Source organism: Advenella faeciporci (genome assembly GCF_014652395.1).
GTDB lineage: Bacteria > Pseudomonadota > Gammaproteobacteria > Burkholderiales > Burkholderiaceae_B > Advenella > Advenella faeciporci.
Map to the genome: position 1 here is coordinate 1 of NZ_BMYS01000017.1, position 19,761 is coordinate 19,761.

Genomic DNA, 19,761 nt, shown 5'->3' on the forward strand with positions numbered 1-19,761 from the left:
ACAGATACTCCTTTACTAATTTGACTTTGAATTGCACATCATATTTTTCCATTGAAAAACCCCTAAAAGTTGAATGGGTGTCCAACTTTTGGGGGTCAGTTCAGAGCGTGGGAACGAGTAACGAGTAGCGGGAATGAGTACCAATTTGATTTTTAATGAATAAAGCTTGCAGCTTCAGTCAAGCAGTTCTTGATAAATCGCAAGGTGTTTGTCAACCACCTTGCGAATATCGAATTCCTCCAAAGCCAGGATACGTCCTGCATTGCCCATGCTTAACCGCAGGTTGTCGTCGGCAGCCAGTCTGGCCACTGCCTCATACAGTTTTTGTGCGTCCCGGACCGGCACCAGCAAGCCCGTTTGATCAATCTCTATGGCATCCCTGCAACCCGGCACATCGGTGGTAACCACCGCCCTGCCACAGGCCGCCGCCTCTACCAGCGATTTGGGCAAGCCTTCACGATAAGAAGGCAGCGCCACAATATGGGACTGTGCATACAAGCCGGCAATGTCCTTGACGTCTCCCAACACCTTCACCTCGGCCCCCCAGCTCTGCACCTCAGCCTGGGTAACCGAAGCGGGATTGCCCGGGTCGGGCGTGCCGGCCAGTTGCCAGCGTATATCGCTGCCATGGCGGGCGGAGATCCCTGCCGCCTCCACAAACTCCATCACCCCCTTGTCTTTAAGCAGACGGGCGGCCATGGTCACCACGACCGGTTTAACGGGTTCAGGCTGTGTGGCAAAGGCGGCCACATCGACCCCCGAGCCCCTGATTTTTACCGCCTGGGCTTCTTGCATGGCGCCCATATCCAGCAAAATCTGCCGGTCATTGTCATTCTGGACAATGACCCGGCTATGCTTATGTCCCAGTGCCAAACGATAGAGCTGCCGGGTGATTTGCCTGACCCAATCTATCCCTTTTCGTTCACGGGTAAAAAGAAAACCCAGTCCGGAAATGGCATAAACCACCGCTTTTACCCTGGCCAGGCGGGCGGCAATGCCGCCATACAAAACCGGCTTGATCGTGACCAAATGCACCAGGTCTGGCCGATAGTTGCGATATAAACGGTACAAGGCATAAATGGTTCTTAGCTCTGAAAACGGATTCATGCCACTTCGTGACATGGGAATCACAAAATGCGTCAGGCCGTGCGCCACAATTTGTGCCACAGCCTGTCCTGGCATGGTGGCAATCGCCACCTCATAACCTTCTTCTTTTGCCTTCAGGGCGATAGGCAAGCGATGCGACAGGAAAAAAGCCGGATTATTCACCACGAATAGTATTTTTCTGGACATATCCATCCTTTAATTTTGTCTTGCCGTTTATCTTGAGCATGTCCATCCAGGTTTGACGGTATTCAGCCACCATTTTTTCAAGACTGAACGCATTCATGACCCGTTCCCGTACCTGCCGGGCCAGGGTATTTTTACCGTTCTTTTCAATATGATCCAAAGCCTGAATGATTTTTTCAGCCAGTCTCACGGGATCGGCAGGAGGCACCACCCAGCCCTTATCACCCACAATCAGGGCGGCATCACCGACATTGGTGACCACATTGGGCACACCACACGCCATGGCTTCAGCCACCACATTAGGAAACCCCTCGGCAATACTGGACAGCACATGCAAATCAAGGGCACTCATGATACCTGGCACATCGTTACGCATACCCAGCAAAATGGTTTGTTCCCTAACCCCGTATTCAGTCAGCAGCGCCATTAACACCGGGTTGCCGGCATCCATGTCCTTACCCACCAGGACACAACGCAAATCGGGCTGTTTTTCAAGGCATTGGGAAAAAGCCTTAATCAGGGTTGCATGATCTTTTAGCGGATTCCAGCGCGCCACAAACCCCATCAGCGGTGTCTGTTCGCCAAGGCCCCACTCGGCCCGCAATGCCTGGCGAGCCATCTCATTCCTAACCCAGCGGGACAAATCGTAGCCGTTTTGAATAACCACCATTTTTTCAGGATCATATCCCCATTGAACATGACGATGGCGGGCATCTTCGGCACAACAAACAATCCGCTGGGGCAGCCAGCGTGAAAAAAAACCGCCCAGCCGGGCAAACAGGTAAGCCGAACGGCTGCTCTTGGCCAAATTGGCACCGGAATTGCGAATTCCCCAGGCAACATGCCGGAACCCTGCCATACGGGCCGCCAGCCCGCCAATCAGGTCAGCATGGTACATCCAGGTCTGGATCACATCGGGGTTAAGCCGGGTCAGACATTTTTTAAGTCGCCAGAAATCTGCAGGGCTCAAGCGCCCCGGGGTCATGCCCAGCATTTTCACCTCAACCCCGGCGTCCATAAGCGGCTGGCCATAAATGCCGGCATCGGCAAATGACACGACAATATGTTCCACCTCCGGGTCTGGCCAGGTGACCAGACGAAACAGAACCGACTCGGCCCCTCCCTGCAAAAGACCGCTAATCAGATGCACGACACGTATTTTTTTATTTATCTTCATTCCATTTTGCCTGAAACCGGAACACCCACCTGCCTGAATAGCTCATCCCACTGCAGCAACACCGTTTCAAGCCTATATCTGGACCAGACCGCCTGTTTACCGCGAGCGCCCAAAGCACACCGAAAATCATCATCGCCGAAAAAACGCCTGATTGCCTTTTCCAGCTCCAGCCTGTCATTCAGGCGCACCAGCAAACCCGCCGTTCCCTGTTGCGTCAACTCTGACGGACCACTGGGACAATCAAAACTGATACTGGGCAAGCCCAATGCCATTGCCTCAAGCAAGACATTGGGAAACCCTTCCACCCGCGATGTCATTGCAAATGCATGGGCATGTGAGAGCGCCTCCCAGGGTTCAGTCGTTTTACCCGGCAAGGTAATACGCTGGCTACAACCCATTTTTTTCACCTTGTCAATCAAGGTTGCACGTTCTGGCCCATCCCCCCAGATACATAAATCCCAATCGGGATAATCATGGCTAACCGAGGCAAAAACATCGATCAGGACATCAAACTGCTTGGCAGGTACAAAGCGCCCCATGGCGACCAGTGTCTTGCGACCGCTTACAGTACAAAGCCCGTTGCAGGTCGTCAGCTGTTCAATACCCTCGGGCAAGGGATTCGGGATAACCGCAACATGTTTCAGGCCAGGCAAGACCCGGGTAAACGCCTGTGCGGCATCAGCAGTCTGAATCATCACAGCGTCTGCCAAAGGATACAGTTTATTACGCAATACCTTCAGAAAGCCCCCAATATTACTGCTCATCACCGGATGGGTTCTTTCACAAACAATCACGGGAATATCAATTCCCCGGGTCGCCATCAGGGCCGTCACATTTACATTGGTCAGAAAAGAAACAATCACATCGGGCTGTTCCGCCCTGATCCGCTTCCTGAGCACAAAGGGTTTTATGACTCGGCCCAGCCACTTCTGGCCGGGCAGGTCATCGGCCAGCCATCGCACCTGGACTTCCGGGGACAAAGGGTAAAATGAATGACCACTCCCTTTTGCAAAACAGGGCACAAGCACCACTTGATGCCCCTGTTTAACCCAGGCACTTGCCAGCGTGGCGGCAACACGCTCGGCGCCGCCTGCATTCATTGAACTGACCAGCAACATGATTTTCATAATGCCCAACCCATTTATTATTTATTACGACCTTGCTGCAGAATATTAGCCCTGTATATCGTAATGATCCATCCAGGCCTGTAACATCAAGACCCCCCACAAATGAGGGCTCCAGTCAAACTGTTGTGCCTGATGCTGCTGCCAGCGTTCGTGCACCTGAATATCATCAAGCAAACCCTGCTTACGCAGGCGGGAAGGGTCAAGCAAATCATTAGCCCAATCTTTCAGGGGACCTCTTAACCACTCACCCATCGGTACCGAAAATCCTTTTTTAGGGCGATCCAACAAGGAACGAGGCACCATTCGGTATAAAAGCTGCTTCAATAACCATTTGTTCTGGCCATCACGCACCCGGTATTTGTCCTCAAGGCCCCAGGCAAATTCAAACATACGGGGATCAAGCAAGGGCACTCGCGTTTCCAGGGAACAAGCCATGGCAGCCCTGTCAACCTTTACCAGAATATCATCGGGCAAATAAGAAACCAGATCGATGATCATCATGGTTTCCAGAAAAGAACCCATGGGTGCCAGACTGAAAGCGGTTGCCGGCTCACGGGCCCCCAACACCACGCTTGAAGGGTCCTTCCAGTATGAAACAAACTGCCGGTAAAAATCAACCGCATCGTTGGCACGCAGCACTTCATGCAGCTTTTGCAATTTGTCCTTTTTATTGCCGCTAAAACCCGGGGCCAGTTTACCCGCTGCGCTGGCCACCAGCGAACGGACAAAAGGCAAGGTTTTTTCACGACGTTCCCACCAGGAGGCGGCCCGCTGATAGCGTGAGTAGCCGCCAAACAATTCATCACCAGCGTCTCCCGATAAAGCCACCGTTACCGATTGGGATGCCATTTTCGTAACCAGCGCCATGGGAATTTGCGAAGAATCGGCAAACGGTTCATCGTACATGGCAGGCAGGGAATGCACCAGGGCCAGACCATCATTGGCACTGACGTACAGCTCGGTATGATCGGTGCCCAAATGCCCGGCAATAGACCTGGCATATTCGGCTTCATTATATTTTTTTTCATGGAAACCGATGGAAAAGGTCTTGACAGCCTGTGCGCTTTGCTGCTGCATCAAGGCAACAATCAGGGAAGAATCGGTGCCCCCGGACAAAAACGCGCCCAGGCTCACATCAGAAATCAACTGTAATTTAATGGACCGGGAGAGCACACCTGCCAGCGCGTCAATCGCGGCATCATCAGACTCGTAATGAACCTTGGGTTGCTGTCTGGCCGTTTCATAGGCAGACCAGTAAACCTGTGGCTCCGGCTTGCGCCTGTTTTGCCAATCCTGTTCGGACAGACTTAACCAGGTGCCGGGCGGCAATTTAAAAATATCCTGAAAAATACTATGGGGAGCAGGGATGTAATTGTGCCGCAACAGCAAAGTAACCGCATCACGGTTAAGCGTTTTTTCAAACCCGGGCACACCCATAATGGCCTTGAGCTCCGAGGCAAATACCAGTCCCTGCCCCGTAAAGCCATAGTACAACGGCTTTTCACCAAAACGATCACGCGCCAGGGTTAGTTTTTTTTCTTGCCTGTCCCAGACCGCAATGGCAAACATGCCAATGGCCTTTTTCAGGGTTTGCTCTATACCCCAGGCACAAAAGCAAGCCAGCAGGGTTTCAGTGTCGGAGTGGCCACGCCAGGCTGGTGCCTGGGTATTTTGTTCCAGTTGTGCACGCAACTCGGGGTGGTTATAGATTTCCCCGTTAAACACTATCATGAATCGCTGGTCTGCCGAAGCCATGGGTTGATGCCCCTGCACTGACAAATCCTGAATGGCCAGCCGGACATGGCCAAAACCGATATGACCTTCCTGACTTAACCAGAGACCCTGGCTATCGGGGCCACGGTAGGCAATTTTACGACAACTGTCACGCAGTATGCCTTCCTTATCCTCGTAGCTGCCGGCAATACCTACTATTCCACACATGCTTACCCCTTTTGGCCGTCTTTTTTATGGTCCAGGACTTCATTGAACACTTGCTGCCACAGTCCTGAAATCCGGCGCATTGAAAAACGGTCGCGGACATCAATCGCCCGCTTGCCCAATTCCACCTGTTTGGTCTGATTGAACATGAGTGCCGACAAATGAGCCGCAAGGGCTTCTTCATCTTCGGCGGGCTGCACCAGCACACCATCAAGGTCTGGGCGAATGATTTCGCGTGGCCCGGTATCACAGTCGAATGCCACACTGGGCACACCACAGGCCATGGCTTCGAGCAGGCTGTTTGACAGGCCTTCGGTGCGTGAACTTAAGACATAGATATCTGCCATCTTGGACCAGGCAAGCATATTCCCGGCCCGGCCCGGCATGGAAATACGACTACTCATACCGGCCTCTTCAAGCTGCTTTTGCAACGCTTCCCGCTTGTCGCCCTCACCCAGAATAATCAAATCCCATTCCGGATGCAAATGCGCAATAGAGGCAAAGGCTTTTATTAACAAATCGAACCCTTTGTCGTGGTGCAAGCGTCCCACTCCCAGCAAAAGCTTGCGACCTGGCGCTTTTACGTATTGAATAACAGGTTCTTTATTTTCAAGCGGCCAATGCACCGCATTGGGAATCACGGCGATATTCGAACCGGGCACATGTTTTTCAAGCCACACTTGTGTCCCGTGAGTCAAGGCAATCACCTTGGAGGCCTTGGGATAAGTATAACGACGCAATTTTTGCCACAGACCGGAAAGTGTCTGGGAAGGTGGATGCGTGTGTTCGGTTGCAATCACATGGCACCCTGAGATTCCTGAAGCAGCCAGGACAGCCAAAATGGAAGAGGTCGTCATGAAGCCAATGACAATATCGGGACGGTGACGCCTGATTTCCCGGCGCAAAATATAAAGGCGTCGCAAATTGGCCAGTACTCCTTTGAAGCCGGCCGTATTCAGGGAAATCCGCTGTACCAGTTTATTCAATTCATACGCATTTTCAGAGGCATCAGTTTGGGTCACCAGCAAGACATCGTGCCCATTGGAAATCCACCGGGCGGCCAAATCGACCGCAACCCGCTCGGCGCCTCCTCCTCGAAGTGAATGAATAAACAGCATGATTCGCAAGGGAGAAGTTTTCGTATGCATCTCGAAAGACATATTTAGTTCAGGCTGAAGAAGTTTTTTTTGTCGCGCCATATTTCAGGACCGCAAAAAAATAACAGAGATAAGACAACAAATACATTAAACTTGTCGCCAGCATAATACCTTCGGCGCCCATTACGGGAGCAAGTATGACATTCATGCATGCCTTTAGTGAAAAATTACCAATGGCAATAATTGCCATCAGTTTATAACGGTTCTGGCTGGCCATTAACTGAACCAGGATCAATACGCCAAAATAAAAAGGCAGTTGCAAAAGCCCCCAGCGCAACACCGAGGCCACTTTCAGGGTGTCTTCAGCGGTAAATGCACCGTTTTCAAACAAGAGTTTTACCAGCCAGGGTGCCAGAAACCAGCCAAGCAAAACCGCTGCCGTCCCCACCATTAACATTAAAGCAGACCATTTAAGCGCCATGGACCGTGCCTGGGCAGGATTGCCACGGCTTTGCACATCGGCCAAAACCGGTAAGGCCGCACGGCCAACTGAAGCGGCACCAATTCCAATAAGCAGCGAGAGCAAACGGGTTGCATAACCCAAGGTTGCATTGGCATTACTGCCCAGACTGGCTGCCGCCATTTGATCAAGAGGCCCCACAAAACTCATGGCAACTTGCCCAACCAGCATAATACCGGCCGCATTCAGCAACATGGGCCATTGTGGTGATTGCAAACCCGGCTTGGGCCAGCCCCAATTGCCGCCATCAGCCTTGCGGGCCAGCGCAGACAGCCATACCGCCTGAATCAGGTAACCCAGCAGTGTTCCCCATAAAAGCGGGTAAACACTGACATTACCTGGCGTTACCAGGATAGCCGCCAATATCATTAAGGCGGGTATGCTGTCCAGCAGATTATTGATATGTCGCTCATGGGCTCGCAGCCGCGAAGTACATACCCCTATAACAAGGGTCAGCAAAACAGCCGGGGCAAAGGCGTGGATCAGCTCCAGACTGGCCTGTTTGGTTTGGGCACTTAAATTGCCGCCCGTATATTGCAATACTTGGGGCCAGAAAAGATAGGTGGCTATGGAAAGCAGTACTCCGAGCACCACAATCCAGCCCTGCAATTCAAGAATAAAACGGGTGCGCTCATGCTGGCCTGCATATCGTGCCTTGACCAAGGCGGGGATAAGAACGATTGAAAAGGCGCCCACCATTGTTACCGGTAACCAATTGGCCATGGTTAAGGTAAACTGGTAAGCATCTACAATATCACTAACCCCGTAACGGTGGGCAACCGCAATTTCCTTGATGGCACCGGCCATTTTCCCGATCAGTAAAAAAAACGCGACGCGCATTGCCCCTTGGGCAATACGCTTATGATCGGGGTGCAGGCGGTTAAGCCTGGTACGAAGCTGCTTCAAACAAAGACTATTTCAAGAATTGAATATACCAGGGCATGGCGGTTTCAATACCCTGAAGAATCGTATGGCTGGGCACATAACCCAACTGTGCCTGCGCCTTGCCGATATCCGCCTGTGAATGACGCACGTCACCCTGACGAAAATCCCGGTAAACCGGTTGTTTGCCATACTGGATACCATTGGCCCCCAAGGTGGCAGACAAGTAGGCAAACAGCTCATTCAGGCTGGTTCTTGCATTGACCGCCACGTTATACACCTCGAAACCGTTTTCAGGCATATTGGCACCCGCCAGCAGATTGGCCTGCACGGCATTTTCCACAAAACAGAAATCGCGGCTGGTTTCACCATCACCATTCACCAGGACATCTTCGCCCTTGATCATGGCGGCTGTCCATTTGGGAATCACCGCGGCATAAGCGCCATCAGGATCCTGGCGTTTGCCAAATACATTGAAATAACGCAAGCCAATCGAACGGAAACCATAGGTACGGGCAAAAACGCTGGCATACAGCTCATCAACATACTTGGTCACCGCATAAGGCGACAAGGGATTGCCGATTTTATCTTCTACTTTAGGCAAATCGGGGTGATCGCCATAGGTGGAACTGGAGGCCGCAAACACAAACGAGGTCACTGCCGCATCACGGGCCGCCACCATCATATTAAGAAAACCGCCAATATTCACATCATTGGTGGTAATGGGGTCATTGATGGAACGCGGCACCGAACCCAGCGCAGCCTGATGCAACACGATATCCACCCCTTCACATGCCTGGCGGCAGGTTTCCAGGTTGCGGATATCCCCTTCGATAAAGTTGAAGTTGCGCCATTGCGAGTCAGAAACCTGGCCCTGGACTTCATCAAGATTATGCTGATAGCCGGTTGCAAAGTTGTCCAGCCCAACCACTTTCTGATTAAGCCGTAAAAGCGTTTCCAGCAGGTTGGAGCCGATAAAACCGGCACAGCCGGTAACCAGCCACGTACGGGGCTGGCGCTGCAAATCGGCTTTCAAAGTTTCAAATGCCTGACTCATGCTTGATTTTCCTTTTACCCAATTAAAGACGAATATCGGCTTCTTCTGCTGTTAACACGTATTTCAGGTCATACAGCACATGATCGGGTTTGCCCAGCGCACGAATGGCGGCGGCCCCCATTTCCACAAACTGCTTATGGGAAACGGCCAGAATAATGCCATCGTAGACGCCCTGCTGAACCTGACTGACGGGTGTCACGCCATACTCGTGCTGCGCCTCTTGGGCATCCACCCAAGGATCGTACACATCGACATCCATATTGTATTCATCAAGTTCCTTAAGAATATCCACCACCCGGGTATTGCGCAGGTCGGGGCAGTTTTCTTTAAAGGTCAGGCCCATCACCAGTACCTTGGCGCCCTGGACCTGAATGCTTTTCTTGGTCATTGCCTTAACAAGCTGGGCCACCACATAAGGGCCCATGCTATCGTTCAGGCGACGGCCGGCCAGAATGATTTCCGGATGATAGCCAATAGACTGGGCTTTGTGGGTAAGATAGTAAGGATCAACGCCAATGCAATGACCGCCGACCAGACCGGGACGGAACGGCAGGAAATTCCATTTGGTACCGGCCGCTTCCAGCACAGCCTGGGTATCAATACCCATTTTATTAAAAATAAGAGCAAGTTCATTGATGAGCGCAATATTCACATCACGCTGGGTATTTTCAATGACTTTGGCGGCTTCGGCCACCCGGATACTGCTGGCTTTGTGCGTACCAGCCACAATGATTTCACGGTATAACCGGTCAACCACCTCGGCCACTTCAGGTGTTGAACCGGACGTGACTTTCTTGATGGTGGAAACACGGTGTGCCTTGTCACCCGGGTTGATCCGCTCGGGGCTGTAGCCGGCAAAGAAATCCACGTTGTATTTCAGGCCAGAGACTTTTTCAAGAACCGGCACGCAATCTTCCTCGGTGGCACCAGGATACACGGTAGATTCATAAATGACAATATCGCCCTTTTTCAAGACTTTGCCAATGGTTTCGCTGGCTTTTACCAGCGGCGTCAGATCAGGACGCTTGTATTCATCAATGGGCGTGGGCACCGTCACAATATACGTATTGGCCTTGGCCAGATCGGCCGGATTGGCACTGAATTGCAAGTGTGGCGCTTCGGCAAGTTCTTCGCTGCTGACTTCCAGCGTGTGATCCTGTCCACCCTGCAGTTCGGTAATACGGTTTTGGTTAATATCAAACCCCAACACCGACCGTTTTTTGCCAAATTCAACTGCTAAAGGCAATCCTACGTAGCCAAGGCCGATAACTGCCAACTTAATATCTTGAACTTGCACGAATTTCTCCCAAAGGAATAGCTAAATAATTTTGCGGAATTTCTGATTGTAACAATCAGGGTTAACCAGAAAAGCAAGAAAACCCAAGCTGATGAAATATATTTTTTGCGGACGTCATCGTTTACGTGAGACCGAGGGTAGCAACAGCCAGCGCGGGCAGCGCCAGGCAACCAGGCGTGAATAAAGCCAAATATACACCGAAGAAAAAACCAGCATACTGATACAAAGCAAAATCGCGTTATCCCAGAAAATGGTGGCCGGCACCAGACCAATTAAGGTAAGCACCCACAAATAAGGTGAGGTTAAGGCGTTACACAAGGCCGGAACCGCATCACGCCCCGTACGGCTGAAAGTGACGCGTACCAGACGGCGGAAAATAAGCTGGTGCAAATGCAAGGCATCGGGTTGATCGACCGGTACCCCGCGTTTGAAGCGACGCCGCCATATGGAAAAAAGAGTTTCAAAAACAGGATAAAACAACACCGCCAGGGCATAAAAAGGGGATACCGACGGATTGCGTATTACCAGCAGCACAGCCAGCTCAGCCAGCATGAAGCCAATAAAATATGCGCCACCATCGCCCAGGAACACCCTGCCAAACGGAAAATTCCAGACAAAAAAACCAACAATGGAAGAAGCCATGGCCAGCGCAATGGCAAAAATCGCCAAATCATTGACCTGGTAAGCAACCAACGCAATAGAGCTCGCCATGAGCATGGCAACCATACCAGCCAGGCCATTCATGCCATCGACAATATTAAGGGCATGGGTACAACCACCCACCGCAATCATGGTAAACAAAAGAGAAATGGGCCAGAAGGACAGTATAAGGTCTATGAATGAAAAACCCACCCGGCTGACGCCACCAAAAAACCACCAGGCGATGGCAGCCGATGCAAAAGCGGCCAGCAAGCGCTTGCCTGAACCGATATCCTTGGTGATGTCTTCTAAAATACCTGCTACAAACACCGGCATGGAAGCCACAAACAAGGCTGGCCATAACCAGTTAAGGGTGGTGTTGTCGGGGCGGCCCAGCACCAGCAATCCGGCCAGCGTGCCGGCAAAGACCGCCAGCCCGCCAATGCGGGGGGTTGAACGCTTATGTGTAGCCTGTGGCTTATTGAGATCATAGTCTCCGGTGTAGGCGCCATGCCATCGTTCGGATGCAACGATGAGGCCGCCCACCATAAATGCCACTATGCTGATATATAAATATTGCCAAGTAAAAGTCAAAGTAAACCCAAGGCGCAAAAAAAACATTCAGGACCAATGAAAAACCAAAAGGTTCAGTCAAAACCCGGTTTTGGCATTAGCAAAAAACAAATCCGAATCATACAGGAAATAATAGATATCCCTTATTTATTTTAAATCCGAAATGAGTTATTACTTATTGTATAGCTAACAGGCAAAAAAAATGCCCAAAATCGTAAGATTTTGGGCAAAATCCACCAAAGGAGGAGGGTGGAGGAGACAACCTTGGCATGACTGCTTTCTTAAAGCGCACATTAGAATGTTTTTTTAATTCTTAATGTGTTTCGTCATCCGATGTAGTAACTATAACCGATTTTTATGGTGCAACGCAAGAAAAATTACAGGTAAACCCTAAGAAAATCGTAACGAATGTTGTAAAAACAACAAAACTTATAGACGGTAAGCCAAAGTCGTCATGATTTTTGACATAAACCGCATGGCCTGCTTCACCGGCACTGGCAACTCTTCAGCCCCATTCACCTCGGCAGTGGTTCTGTGCCCTATTTCATCGTCACGCATCTGAGTCACGATTTTACGTGAGCGCTCATCCTGCTCGGGTAACGATGCCAGGTGTGATTCAAGATGCTGCTCAACCTGCCTTTCTGTTTCCGCCATGAAACCCAGGTTTTTCGGCACACCCGCCACGCTGGCCATGACGCCCAGCGTAAACGAACCCGCATACCACAAGGGATTCAACAGGCTGGTATGGCTTTTCAGTTCGCCAAGCCGGCCATGACACCAGGACAAATGATCCACCTCTTCCTCGGCGGCATGCAGCAACACCTGCCTGATCTGCGGGTCTTTGCACATGATTGACTGGCCACGATACAGCGCCTGCGCGCACACCTCTCCTACATGATTGACCCGCATCAAACCCGCCACATGTTTTTTTTCAGACTCATTCAACCCAGCATCGGTAATATCCGGCTCTCCAGCGGGATTTGGGCGCGTTGCCTGTGATGCCCCCGACAGCACCTCAAGCGCCTTGTTGACCTCGATAAACAAGGTATCAAGTCCTGAGGGCTGGCGACGAAAAGCCGGTTTCGTTACTGCGGTAGTGGTAATATGCGTCATAAAAAAATCATCTCCGGTAATACTCAAAGGTTCGGCACTCAACGAGCTATTTTAGCCAATTGAAACAGTCTTGCACGCCAAACCGGTCAACAAACAGTAGAATGACAGGTATCCAACCTTCAAACTCCGGCAAAGCCCCTAGTGCTTGCGGAAATCGTTATTTCAGGACCCCTAACATGCAGTGTACAGTTGAATGGAATGGCCCCGAGGGCATGCTTTTTGTTTCAAAAACCGGCAGTGGCCACGTTGTCGCCATGGATGGCGCCCCAGAAGGCGGCGGCAACAACCTGGCCCCGCGACCGATGGAAATGATCCTGACCGGTGCGGCCGGCTGCGCTGCCTACGACGTGGTACTTATCCTGAAACGCAGCCGCCAGGACATTGCCCATTGCAACGTGGCCATTACCGGTGAACGCGCCGATACCGACCCCAAAGTTTTCACCAAAATCCATTTCGTGTTTACCGTCAAAGGCAAAAACCTGTCTGAGAAAGTCGTTGAACGGGCCGTAAACCTGTCCCACACCAAATACTGCTCAGCCGTTGCCATGCTGGAAAAAACAGCCGAAATCACGCACGAAATCAAAATCCTGGAGGCTTGAGCCATGCGTCAATACGAAGACTTCATGCGCCACGTCTATGAAAAAGGCGTCAGCAAAACCGACCGGACCGGCACCGGCACCCGTTCGGTCTTCGGCCATCAAATGCGCTTTGACCTGGCAGAAGGCTTTCCCATGGTCACCACCAAAAAGCTGCACACCAAAAGCATCTTCATAGAACTGCTCTGGTTCCTGCGGGGCGACTCCAACGTCAAATGGCTGCAAGAACGTGGGGTTAGCATTTGGGACGAATGGGCCGATGAAAACGGCAATCTTGGCCCGGTTTACGGCGTACAGTGGCGCTCATGGCCCACCCCCAACGGTGAACACATCGACCAGATCACCCAGGTTGTTGAACAGATCAAAAACAACCCCGACTCCCGTCGCCTGATTGTTTCCGCCTGGAACGTGGCAGACATCGGCAAAATGAAACTGCCTCCCTGCCACGCCTTCTTCCAGTTCTATGTCGCCGAAGGCAAGCTTTCCTGCCAGCTTTACCAGCGCAGCGCCGACATTTTCCTGGGCGTCCCCTTCAACATTGCCAGCTATGCCCTACTCACCCACATGGTGGCCCAGCAATGCGATCTTGAAGTGGGTGAGTTTATCTGGACCGGCGGCGACTGCCACCTGTACAGCAACCACCTGGAACAAGTCGAGCTGCAACTGTCGCGTGAGCCCTTCCCCTACCCCAAACTTAATATCAAGCGCAAACCCGCTTCTTTGTTTGAATACCAATACGAAGACTTCGAAATCCTTGACTACCGGCACCACCCCCACATCAAGGCTCCCGTTGCCGTATAACCCACACAAGGCAAACACAAGCAGTAGCAGTATCATTAATTAGCACTAAACCAAGTACCCAATAAATACCAGACACCCAGCATATGACATCCTTGAACATCATCGTTGCCTACACTGACAACCTCGTCATCGGCAAAGACAACACCATGCCATGGCACATCCCGGGCGACCTGGCCAACTTCAAAAAAACCACCCTGGGCAGCCCCATTGTCATGGGCCGAAAAACCTGGGAGTCCCTGGGCCGCCCCCTGCCTGGCAGACGCAACATCGTTATTACCCGCAATGCCAGTTACCAGGCCACCGGCGCCGAATGCGTCCCCACCCTTGAAGCAGCCATCACCGCTGCGGCCGCAGACAACGCACAAAACGTCTTCATCATCGGTGGCGAACAAATCTTCCGCCTGTGCCTGGACCAATGTGACAAGGTATATGCCACCGAGATCCACGCCAACATTGAAGGCGACACCTATTTCCCGGCCCTGGACAAAACCCGCTGGAAAGAAACCAGCCGCCAAACCCAGCCCGAAGAAAACGGCTTGACCTACGACTTCGTCATCTACGAAAAAGCGTAACGGACAGGTTTCAACTATCTGGCACCGGGGTGTGCGTACAACCACCCCAGGCTGAAGTATGCACACAACCACCCCGTCAGGCTTCGCCTGCCACCCCTCCGCAGGAGGGGAATGACCTCACGGCAAATCAAGTCTATGCCATACTCGCCTGCCCCCTCCGCAGGAGGGGAATGACCTCACGGCAAATCAAGTCTATGCCATACTCGCCTGCCCCCTCCGCAGGAGGGGAATGACCCCTAAGTTTACGATGCAGTTCATCCTGCCACCAACCTGAAAACCACCCTTCTCAAGAAGAAACCACCTGCCTAAAACAAAGAAACGCGGATTCGTCATTCAGGTGCAGCGACTTCGGCGCGCAGCGGCGTCGGAGCAAACCTGAATGATGAATCCGCGCATCTCAAAAAGAACGGGCTCAAATAACTAAAGTCTTAAATAACTAAAAACTCAAATCCCCAAAGACCCAAACCAATAAAGACCTAAACCAATAAAGACCCAAATCAAAAAATCAAAAAATCAAACATAATCCTCGAGCGGCGGACAAGTACAAACCAGATTCCGGTCACCATAAGCATTATCCACCCGCGCCACCGGTGGCCAATACTTGCCATCCGGCGACACCGAATGCGGATACGCCGCCTCGGTGCGGGAATAACCATGCTCCCAAACATCCGCCACCAGCATCTGCGCCGTATGCGGTGCATTCACCAGCACATTATCCTGCGCATCCACCTGCCCCTTCTCGACCTGCTCAATCTCCTTGCGAATCGCAATCATCGCATTAATGAACCGATCCAGCTCCTTCAGGCTCTCCGACTCGGTCGGCTCCACCATCAGCGTACCCGCCACCGGAAAACTCATCGTAGGCGCATGAAAACCATAATCCACCAGGCGCTTGGCCACATCATCCACCGTAACCCCGCTACTCTCCTTAATAGGACGCAAATCCAGAATACACTCATGGGCAACACGCCCATTGCGTCCTGAATACAGCACCGGGTAATAAGGCGCCAGCCGCTTCGCAATATAATTTGCGTTCAGCAAAGCCACCTCGGTCGCCCGTTTCAGGCCCTCTGCTCCCATTAAGGCAATATACACATAAGAGATGGGCAAAATACTGGCAGACCCATATGGCGCCGCAGACACCGGTCCCACCACCGTATTGCCATCACGCTGTCCCTGCTCATCCAGCACAGCCGGCAAATATGGCGCCAAATGGGCACGCACCGCAACCGGCCCAACACCTGGCCCGCCACCGCCATGCGGAATACAAAACGTCTTGTGCAAATTAAGATGCGACACATCAGAGCCAAACAGGCCTGGCTTGGCCAGCCCCACCATCGCATTCATATTCGCACCATCAAGATAAACCTGCCCGCCTGCCTGATGCACTGCCTCGCAAATCTCGGTAATAGACTCTTCGAACACCCCATGCGTAGACGGATAAGTCACCATCAGGGCCGCAACCTGGTCACCTATCTTTTCCAGCTTCGCCTTGAGATCGCTCACATCCACATTGCCATTTGCATCAGTGGCAATCACCACCACATCCATGCCCGCCAAATGCGCCGATGCCGGATTGGTGCCATGTGCAGAAGCGGGAATAAGACAAACATTACGCTGATGCTGCCCATTGGCCTGGTGATAGGCACGAATGGCCAAGAGCCCGGCGTACTCTCCCTGAGCACCCGAATTGGGCTGCAAACTGATCGAATCGTACCCCGTAATCTCACACAAGGCACGAGACAGGCGACCCAGCAACTCTTCATAACCGGCCGCCTGATCCCGGGGGGCATAAGGGTGCAGGTGCGCAAACTCGGGCCAGGTAATGGGAATCATCTCTGCCGTCGCATTCAGCTTCATGGTGCAGGAGCCCAATGGAATCATGCTGCGGTCAAGGGCCAGGTCTTTATCGGCAAGGCTGCGTAAATAACGCAGCATATCAGTTTCGGAATGAATACTGGAAAAAACCGGATGCGACAAAATGGCAGACTGTCTGGCCACACTATTGGGCACAAAAACATCCAGTTCGGCATAAAGCCCGGCCACATCTGGCGCCGCCCTGCCAACGCCCGCGGCAATCACGTTCACCAGTTGCTGAAGATCTTCAAGCGTTACCGTTTCATCCAGGGACACCGCGAAACTGTCACTGTCAGGTTGACGCAGATTGATTTGCGCCCGCAAGGCTGCCTTGAGCACCTCGGCCGCCAGGGCTGTTTTTACCTGCAAGGTATCAAAAAAAGTATCATTAACCGTACTCAACCCCATCCGGGCCATGGCTTCTTTTAACACCAGCGTGCAAACATAAATCCGCTGCGCAATCGCACGAATACCATTAGCCCCATGATAAACCGCATACATGCTGGCCATTACCGCCAGCAGAACCTGGGCCGTACAAATATTGGACGTGGCCTTTTCACGGCGAATATGCTGCTCACGGGTCTGCAAGGCCAGCCGTAAAGCCGGGTTACCCTGGGCATCTACCGAAACCCCCACCAGGCGGCCGGGCATATTGCGCTTGAACGCATCTTTACAGGCCATGAACCCGGCGTGTGGACCGCCAAACCCCAAGGGCACCCCAAAGCGCTGCGCACTGCCAACGGCAATATCGGCATGCCATTCACCGGGGGCTTTCAAAATGGCCAGGGCCAGCAAATCGGTGGCCACGGCAACAACCGTGCCTTTTGCCTGCAGGGCCGTGGTCAGGCTGGCGTAATCGAGTACCCCGCCAAGACTATGCGGATACTGCAGCAACACCCCAAAGCAATCCGGGATATCTTCCAGCTCATTGCCACACACTACATCAATACCCAGTGCCTCGGCACGGGTACGAAGCACCGCTATGGATTGCGGATGACAATGCATTGACACGAAAAACACATTACTTTTGGATTTGGATACCCGCTTGGCCAGTGTCATTGCTTCGGCAGCGGCCGTTGCCTCGTCAAGCAAAGAGGCATTGGCCACCGGCAAGCCGGTCAGATCGGCCACCATCGTCTGGAAATTCAGCAAGGCCTCAAGCCGGCCCTGGGAAATTTCAGGCTGATAAGGGGTATAGGCGGTATACCAGGCCGGATTTTCAAGTATGTTGCGCAAAATCACATTAGGCGTATGTGTGCCGTAATAGCCCTGCCCAATATAGTTTCTGTACAGCTTGTTGCCCGATGCGATTTTCTTAAGTTCGCCAAGCACATCGGTTTCACTGCGGGCATGATCCAACGCCAATGGTTCTGCAAGGCGGATACCTGAAGGAACAATTTCCTCGATCAGGTCATCCAGGCTTTCAGCCCCGATAACGGACAGCATCTTAGTCTGCTCGGCCTCGGTGGGCCCTACGTGTCGACCAATAAACGCCTGGGACACATCCTTATGTGTACGCAACATATTCTCTATCCCATAAAAAGGGTGATTATTCAGCCTGTTCCTGATAGCCTGCGGCATCCAGCAAGGTCTCAAGATCGGCCGGATTATTGGGCTTTATCTTGAAGATCCAGTTTGCATAAGCGTCTTCGTTGATCAAATTGGGCTCTTCTTCAAGGTTTTGGTTGAACGCCACAATTTCACCATCAACGGGCGCATAAATATCTGAAGCCGCCTTGACCGACTCAACCACTGCCGCTGTTTCACCGGCATTCAGGGTATCACCCACATTAACATCACCCACATAAACCAGGTCACCCAGCTGGTCCTGTGCATTGTCGGTAATCCCGACTACAAAAACATCACCTTCTGCCAAAACCCATTCATGGGTTTTGGTATATTTACGATCGGTAGGCAAATTCATTTATTAACAACTCCTGATTGATAGGTTTATATATAACAAACACGTTTTAAACGTGACATTAGCATTAATTTCTTCAAGATTTATATATGGCCCGCAAAACAGCAGGGTCAAGACACCATTGGCTTGCCATGTCGCACAAAAGGCAATGCGCATAAAGTAGCCGGCAGCCATTTGCCACGCAACTCCACCTGGACTGGATCACCGGCCTGGACACCTTCAGGCAAACGGGCAAAACCAATGGAAAAACCCAAAGTGGGTGACATGGTACCACTGGTAATCTCGCCCTCTCCCGATTCGGTCCTGACTTTCATATGCGCCCGCATCACACCACGCTCATTCAGCCTGATGCCCATAAAGGCATTGCGTTTTGGCGCCTGGGCAATTGCCTGGCGACCTATGAAATCCCGGGCCTCGTCTTTAAGGCTAACCGTCCAGCCCAAGCCTGCCTGGGCGGGCTGAATGGTTTCATCCATATCCTGACCATATAAATTCATGCCAGCCTCAAGGCGCAAGGTATCACGGGCACCCAGGCCACACGGCCTTACCCCTTGCGCCAGCAGATCATTCCAGAAAGCCACGACCTGGGTGGCGGGCAAAACAACTTCAAAACCGTCTTCGCCGGTGTAGCCGGTACGGGCCACCATGAAATCCGGCCCAACAAAAACAGCGGTAAAGGGTGACAGGGACTCGGTTTGCGCTTTCAGGCCGGAACGGATATTCCAGACTTTATCCCGGGCATGTGGTCCCTGCACGGCAATCATGGCCAGGTCATGACGTGGGGTAATCACCACCCGGTCATTACCTTCTTGTGTGGCCTGCGCCTGCAGCCAGGCCACATCAACCTTTGCCCTGCCTGCATTCACCACCAGGCGCCAGTTATCAACGGCAAAGAAATACACGATCAGGTCATCAATCACCCCACCCTCGGGGTTTAGCATGCAGCTGTATAAAGCCTTGCCCGGCACGGCAAGCCTGGCCACGTCATTGGCCAGCACGCGACGCAAAAAATCAAACGAACCCGGCCCCGAAATATCCACATTCAGCATGTGAGAAACGTCGAACATGCCCACGGCATTGCGCACGGCATGGTGCTCTTCGATTTGTGAACCATAGGACACCGGCATGTCCCAACCGCCAAAATCCACCATTTTGGCGCCCAGGGATATATGCGTGTCGTACAAGGGAGTAAATTGAAGATTTTCAGATGACATGGGGAAACCTTGTTTAGTATTTGCATTGGCTGGCTAAGGAATTGCCCGGATCCGGCGCGGTAATAACGCATCCTGCACCTCCCATTGCTG

General features: G+C 52.1%; 16 protein-coding genes. 3 read left to right on the forward strand and 13 right to left on the reverse strand.

Annotated features, from left to right (window positions below):
• Positions 1-174 precede the first annotated feature (174 nt).
• From IE074_RS11185 to coq7, 10 genes are all read right to left on the reverse strand, one after another.
• Positions 175-1,293, reverse strand: a complete 1,119-nt coding sequence (locus IE074_RS11185; protein ID WP_308429760.1) for a glycosyltransferase family 4 protein — start codon at positions 1,291-1,293, stop codon at positions 175-177.
• Positions 1,262-2,461: a glycosyltransferase family 4 protein gene (locus IE074_RS11190; RefSeq protein ID WP_189385614.1), complete on the reverse strand. Its 1,200-nt coding sequence runs from the start codon at positions 2,459-2,461 to the stop codon at positions 1,262-1,264. The genes IE074_RS11185 and IE074_RS11190 overlap by 32 nt, the downstream gene beginning before the upstream one ends.
• A 2-nt stretch (positions 2,462-2,463) precedes the next feature.
• Positions 2,464-3,594 (reverse strand): glycosyltransferase family 4 protein, encoded by a 1,131-nt coding sequence (locus IE074_RS11195; RefSeq protein WP_189385546.1) that lies wholly within the window; start codon positions 3,592-3,594, stop codon positions 2,464-2,466.
• 45 nt (positions 3,595-3,639) lie between these two features.
• Positions 3,640-5,535, reverse strand: coding sequence for an asparagine synthase (glutamine-hydrolyzing) (asnB, locus tag IE074_RS11200; RefSeq protein WP_189385547.1), 1,896 nt, complete (start codon positions 5,533-5,535; stop codon positions 3,640-3,642).
• A gap of 2 nt (positions 5,536-5,537) precedes the next feature.
• Positions 5,538-6,680 carry a glycosyltransferase family 4 protein gene (locus IE074_RS11205; RefSeq protein WP_229794006.1) on the reverse strand — a complete coding sequence of 381 codons (1,143 nt, stop codon included), beginning with the start codon at positions 6,678-6,680 and terminating at the stop codon, positions 5,538-5,540.
• Positions 6,681-6,699: 19 nt separating this feature from the next.
• On the reverse strand, positions 6,700-8,055 hold the full coding sequence (murJ, locus tag IE074_RS11210) for a murein biosynthesis integral membrane protein MurJ (protein WP_189385548.1): 1,356 nt from the start codon (positions 8,053-8,055) through the stop codon (positions 6,700-6,702).
• A 7-nt stretch (positions 8,056-8,062) separates the two neighbouring features.
• Positions 8,063-9,088: an SDR family oxidoreductase gene (locus tag IE074_RS11215; RefSeq protein WP_189385549.1), complete on the reverse strand. Its 1,026-nt coding sequence runs from the start codon at positions 9,086-9,088 to the stop codon at positions 8,063-8,065.
• Positions 9,089-9,110: 22 nt separating this feature from the next.
• Complete coding sequence (gene tviB / locus IE074_RS11220) at positions 9,111-10,385, reverse strand: Vi polysaccharide biosynthesis UDP-N-acetylglucosamine C-6 dehydrogenase TviB (RefSeq protein WP_189385550.1); 1,275 nt, start codon at positions 10,383-10,385, stop codon at positions 9,111-9,113.
• Between the two features lie 114 nt (positions 10,386-10,499).
• Entirely contained in the window at positions 10,500-11,645 is a 1,146-nt protein-coding gene (locus tag IE074_RS11225; RefSeq protein ID WP_189385551.1) for an MraY family glycosyltransferase, read from the reverse strand.
• A 381-nt stretch (positions 11,646-12,026) separates the two neighbouring features.
• Entirely contained in the window at positions 12,027-12,710 is a 684-nt protein-coding gene (gene coq7 / locus IE074_RS11230; protein ID WP_189385552.1) for a 2-polyprenyl-3-methyl-6-methoxy-1,4-benzoquinone monooxygenase, read from the reverse strand.
• Positions 12,711-12,886: 176 nt separating this feature from the next.
• On the opposite strand from coq7, the gene IE074_RS11235 reads away from it, so the two are divergent.
• The 3 genes from IE074_RS11235 to IE074_RS11245 all read left to right on the forward strand — a co-directional run bounded on the left by IE074_RS11235 (position 12,887) and on the right by IE074_RS11245 (position 14,679).
• Complete coding sequence (locus tag IE074_RS11235) at positions 12,887-13,309, forward strand: OsmC family protein (protein ID WP_189385553.1); 423 nt, start codon at positions 12,887-12,889, stop codon at positions 13,307-13,309.
• 3 nt (positions 13,310-13,312) lie between these two features.
• Entirely contained in the window at positions 13,313-14,107 is a 795-nt protein-coding gene (locus IE074_RS11240) for a thymidylate synthase (RefSeq protein ID WP_189385554.1), read from the forward strand.
• Between the two features lie 83 nt (positions 14,108-14,190).
• A complete protein-coding gene (locus tag IE074_RS11245) occupies positions 14,191-14,679 on the forward strand; it encodes a dihydrofolate reductase (protein ID WP_189385555.1) in 489 nt (162 codons plus the stop codon).
• Positions 14,680-15,192: 513 nt separating this feature from the next.
• On the opposite strand, the gene gcvP is transcribed toward IE074_RS11245, so the two are convergent.
• The 3 genes from gcvP to gcvT form a co-directional block, all read right to left on the reverse strand.
• Complete coding sequence (gene gcvP, locus IE074_RS11250) at positions 15,193-18,060, reverse strand: aminomethyl-transferring glycine dehydrogenase (RefSeq protein WP_189385556.1); 2,868 nt, start codon at positions 18,058-18,060, stop codon at positions 15,193-15,195.
• Positions 18,061-18,085: 25 nt separating this feature from the next.
• Positions 18,086-18,460, reverse strand: coding sequence for a glycine cleavage system protein GcvH (gcvH, locus tag IE074_RS11255; protein WP_189385557.1), 375 nt, complete (start codon positions 18,458-18,460; stop codon positions 18,086-18,088).
• A gap of 107 nt (positions 18,461-18,567) precedes the next feature.
• Positions 18,568-19,671 (reverse strand): glycine cleavage system aminomethyltransferase GcvT, encoded by a 1,104-nt coding sequence (gene gcvT / locus IE074_RS11260; protein WP_189385558.1) that lies wholly within the window; start codon positions 19,669-19,671, stop codon positions 18,568-18,570.
• Positions 19,672-19,761 lie beyond the last annotated feature (90 nt).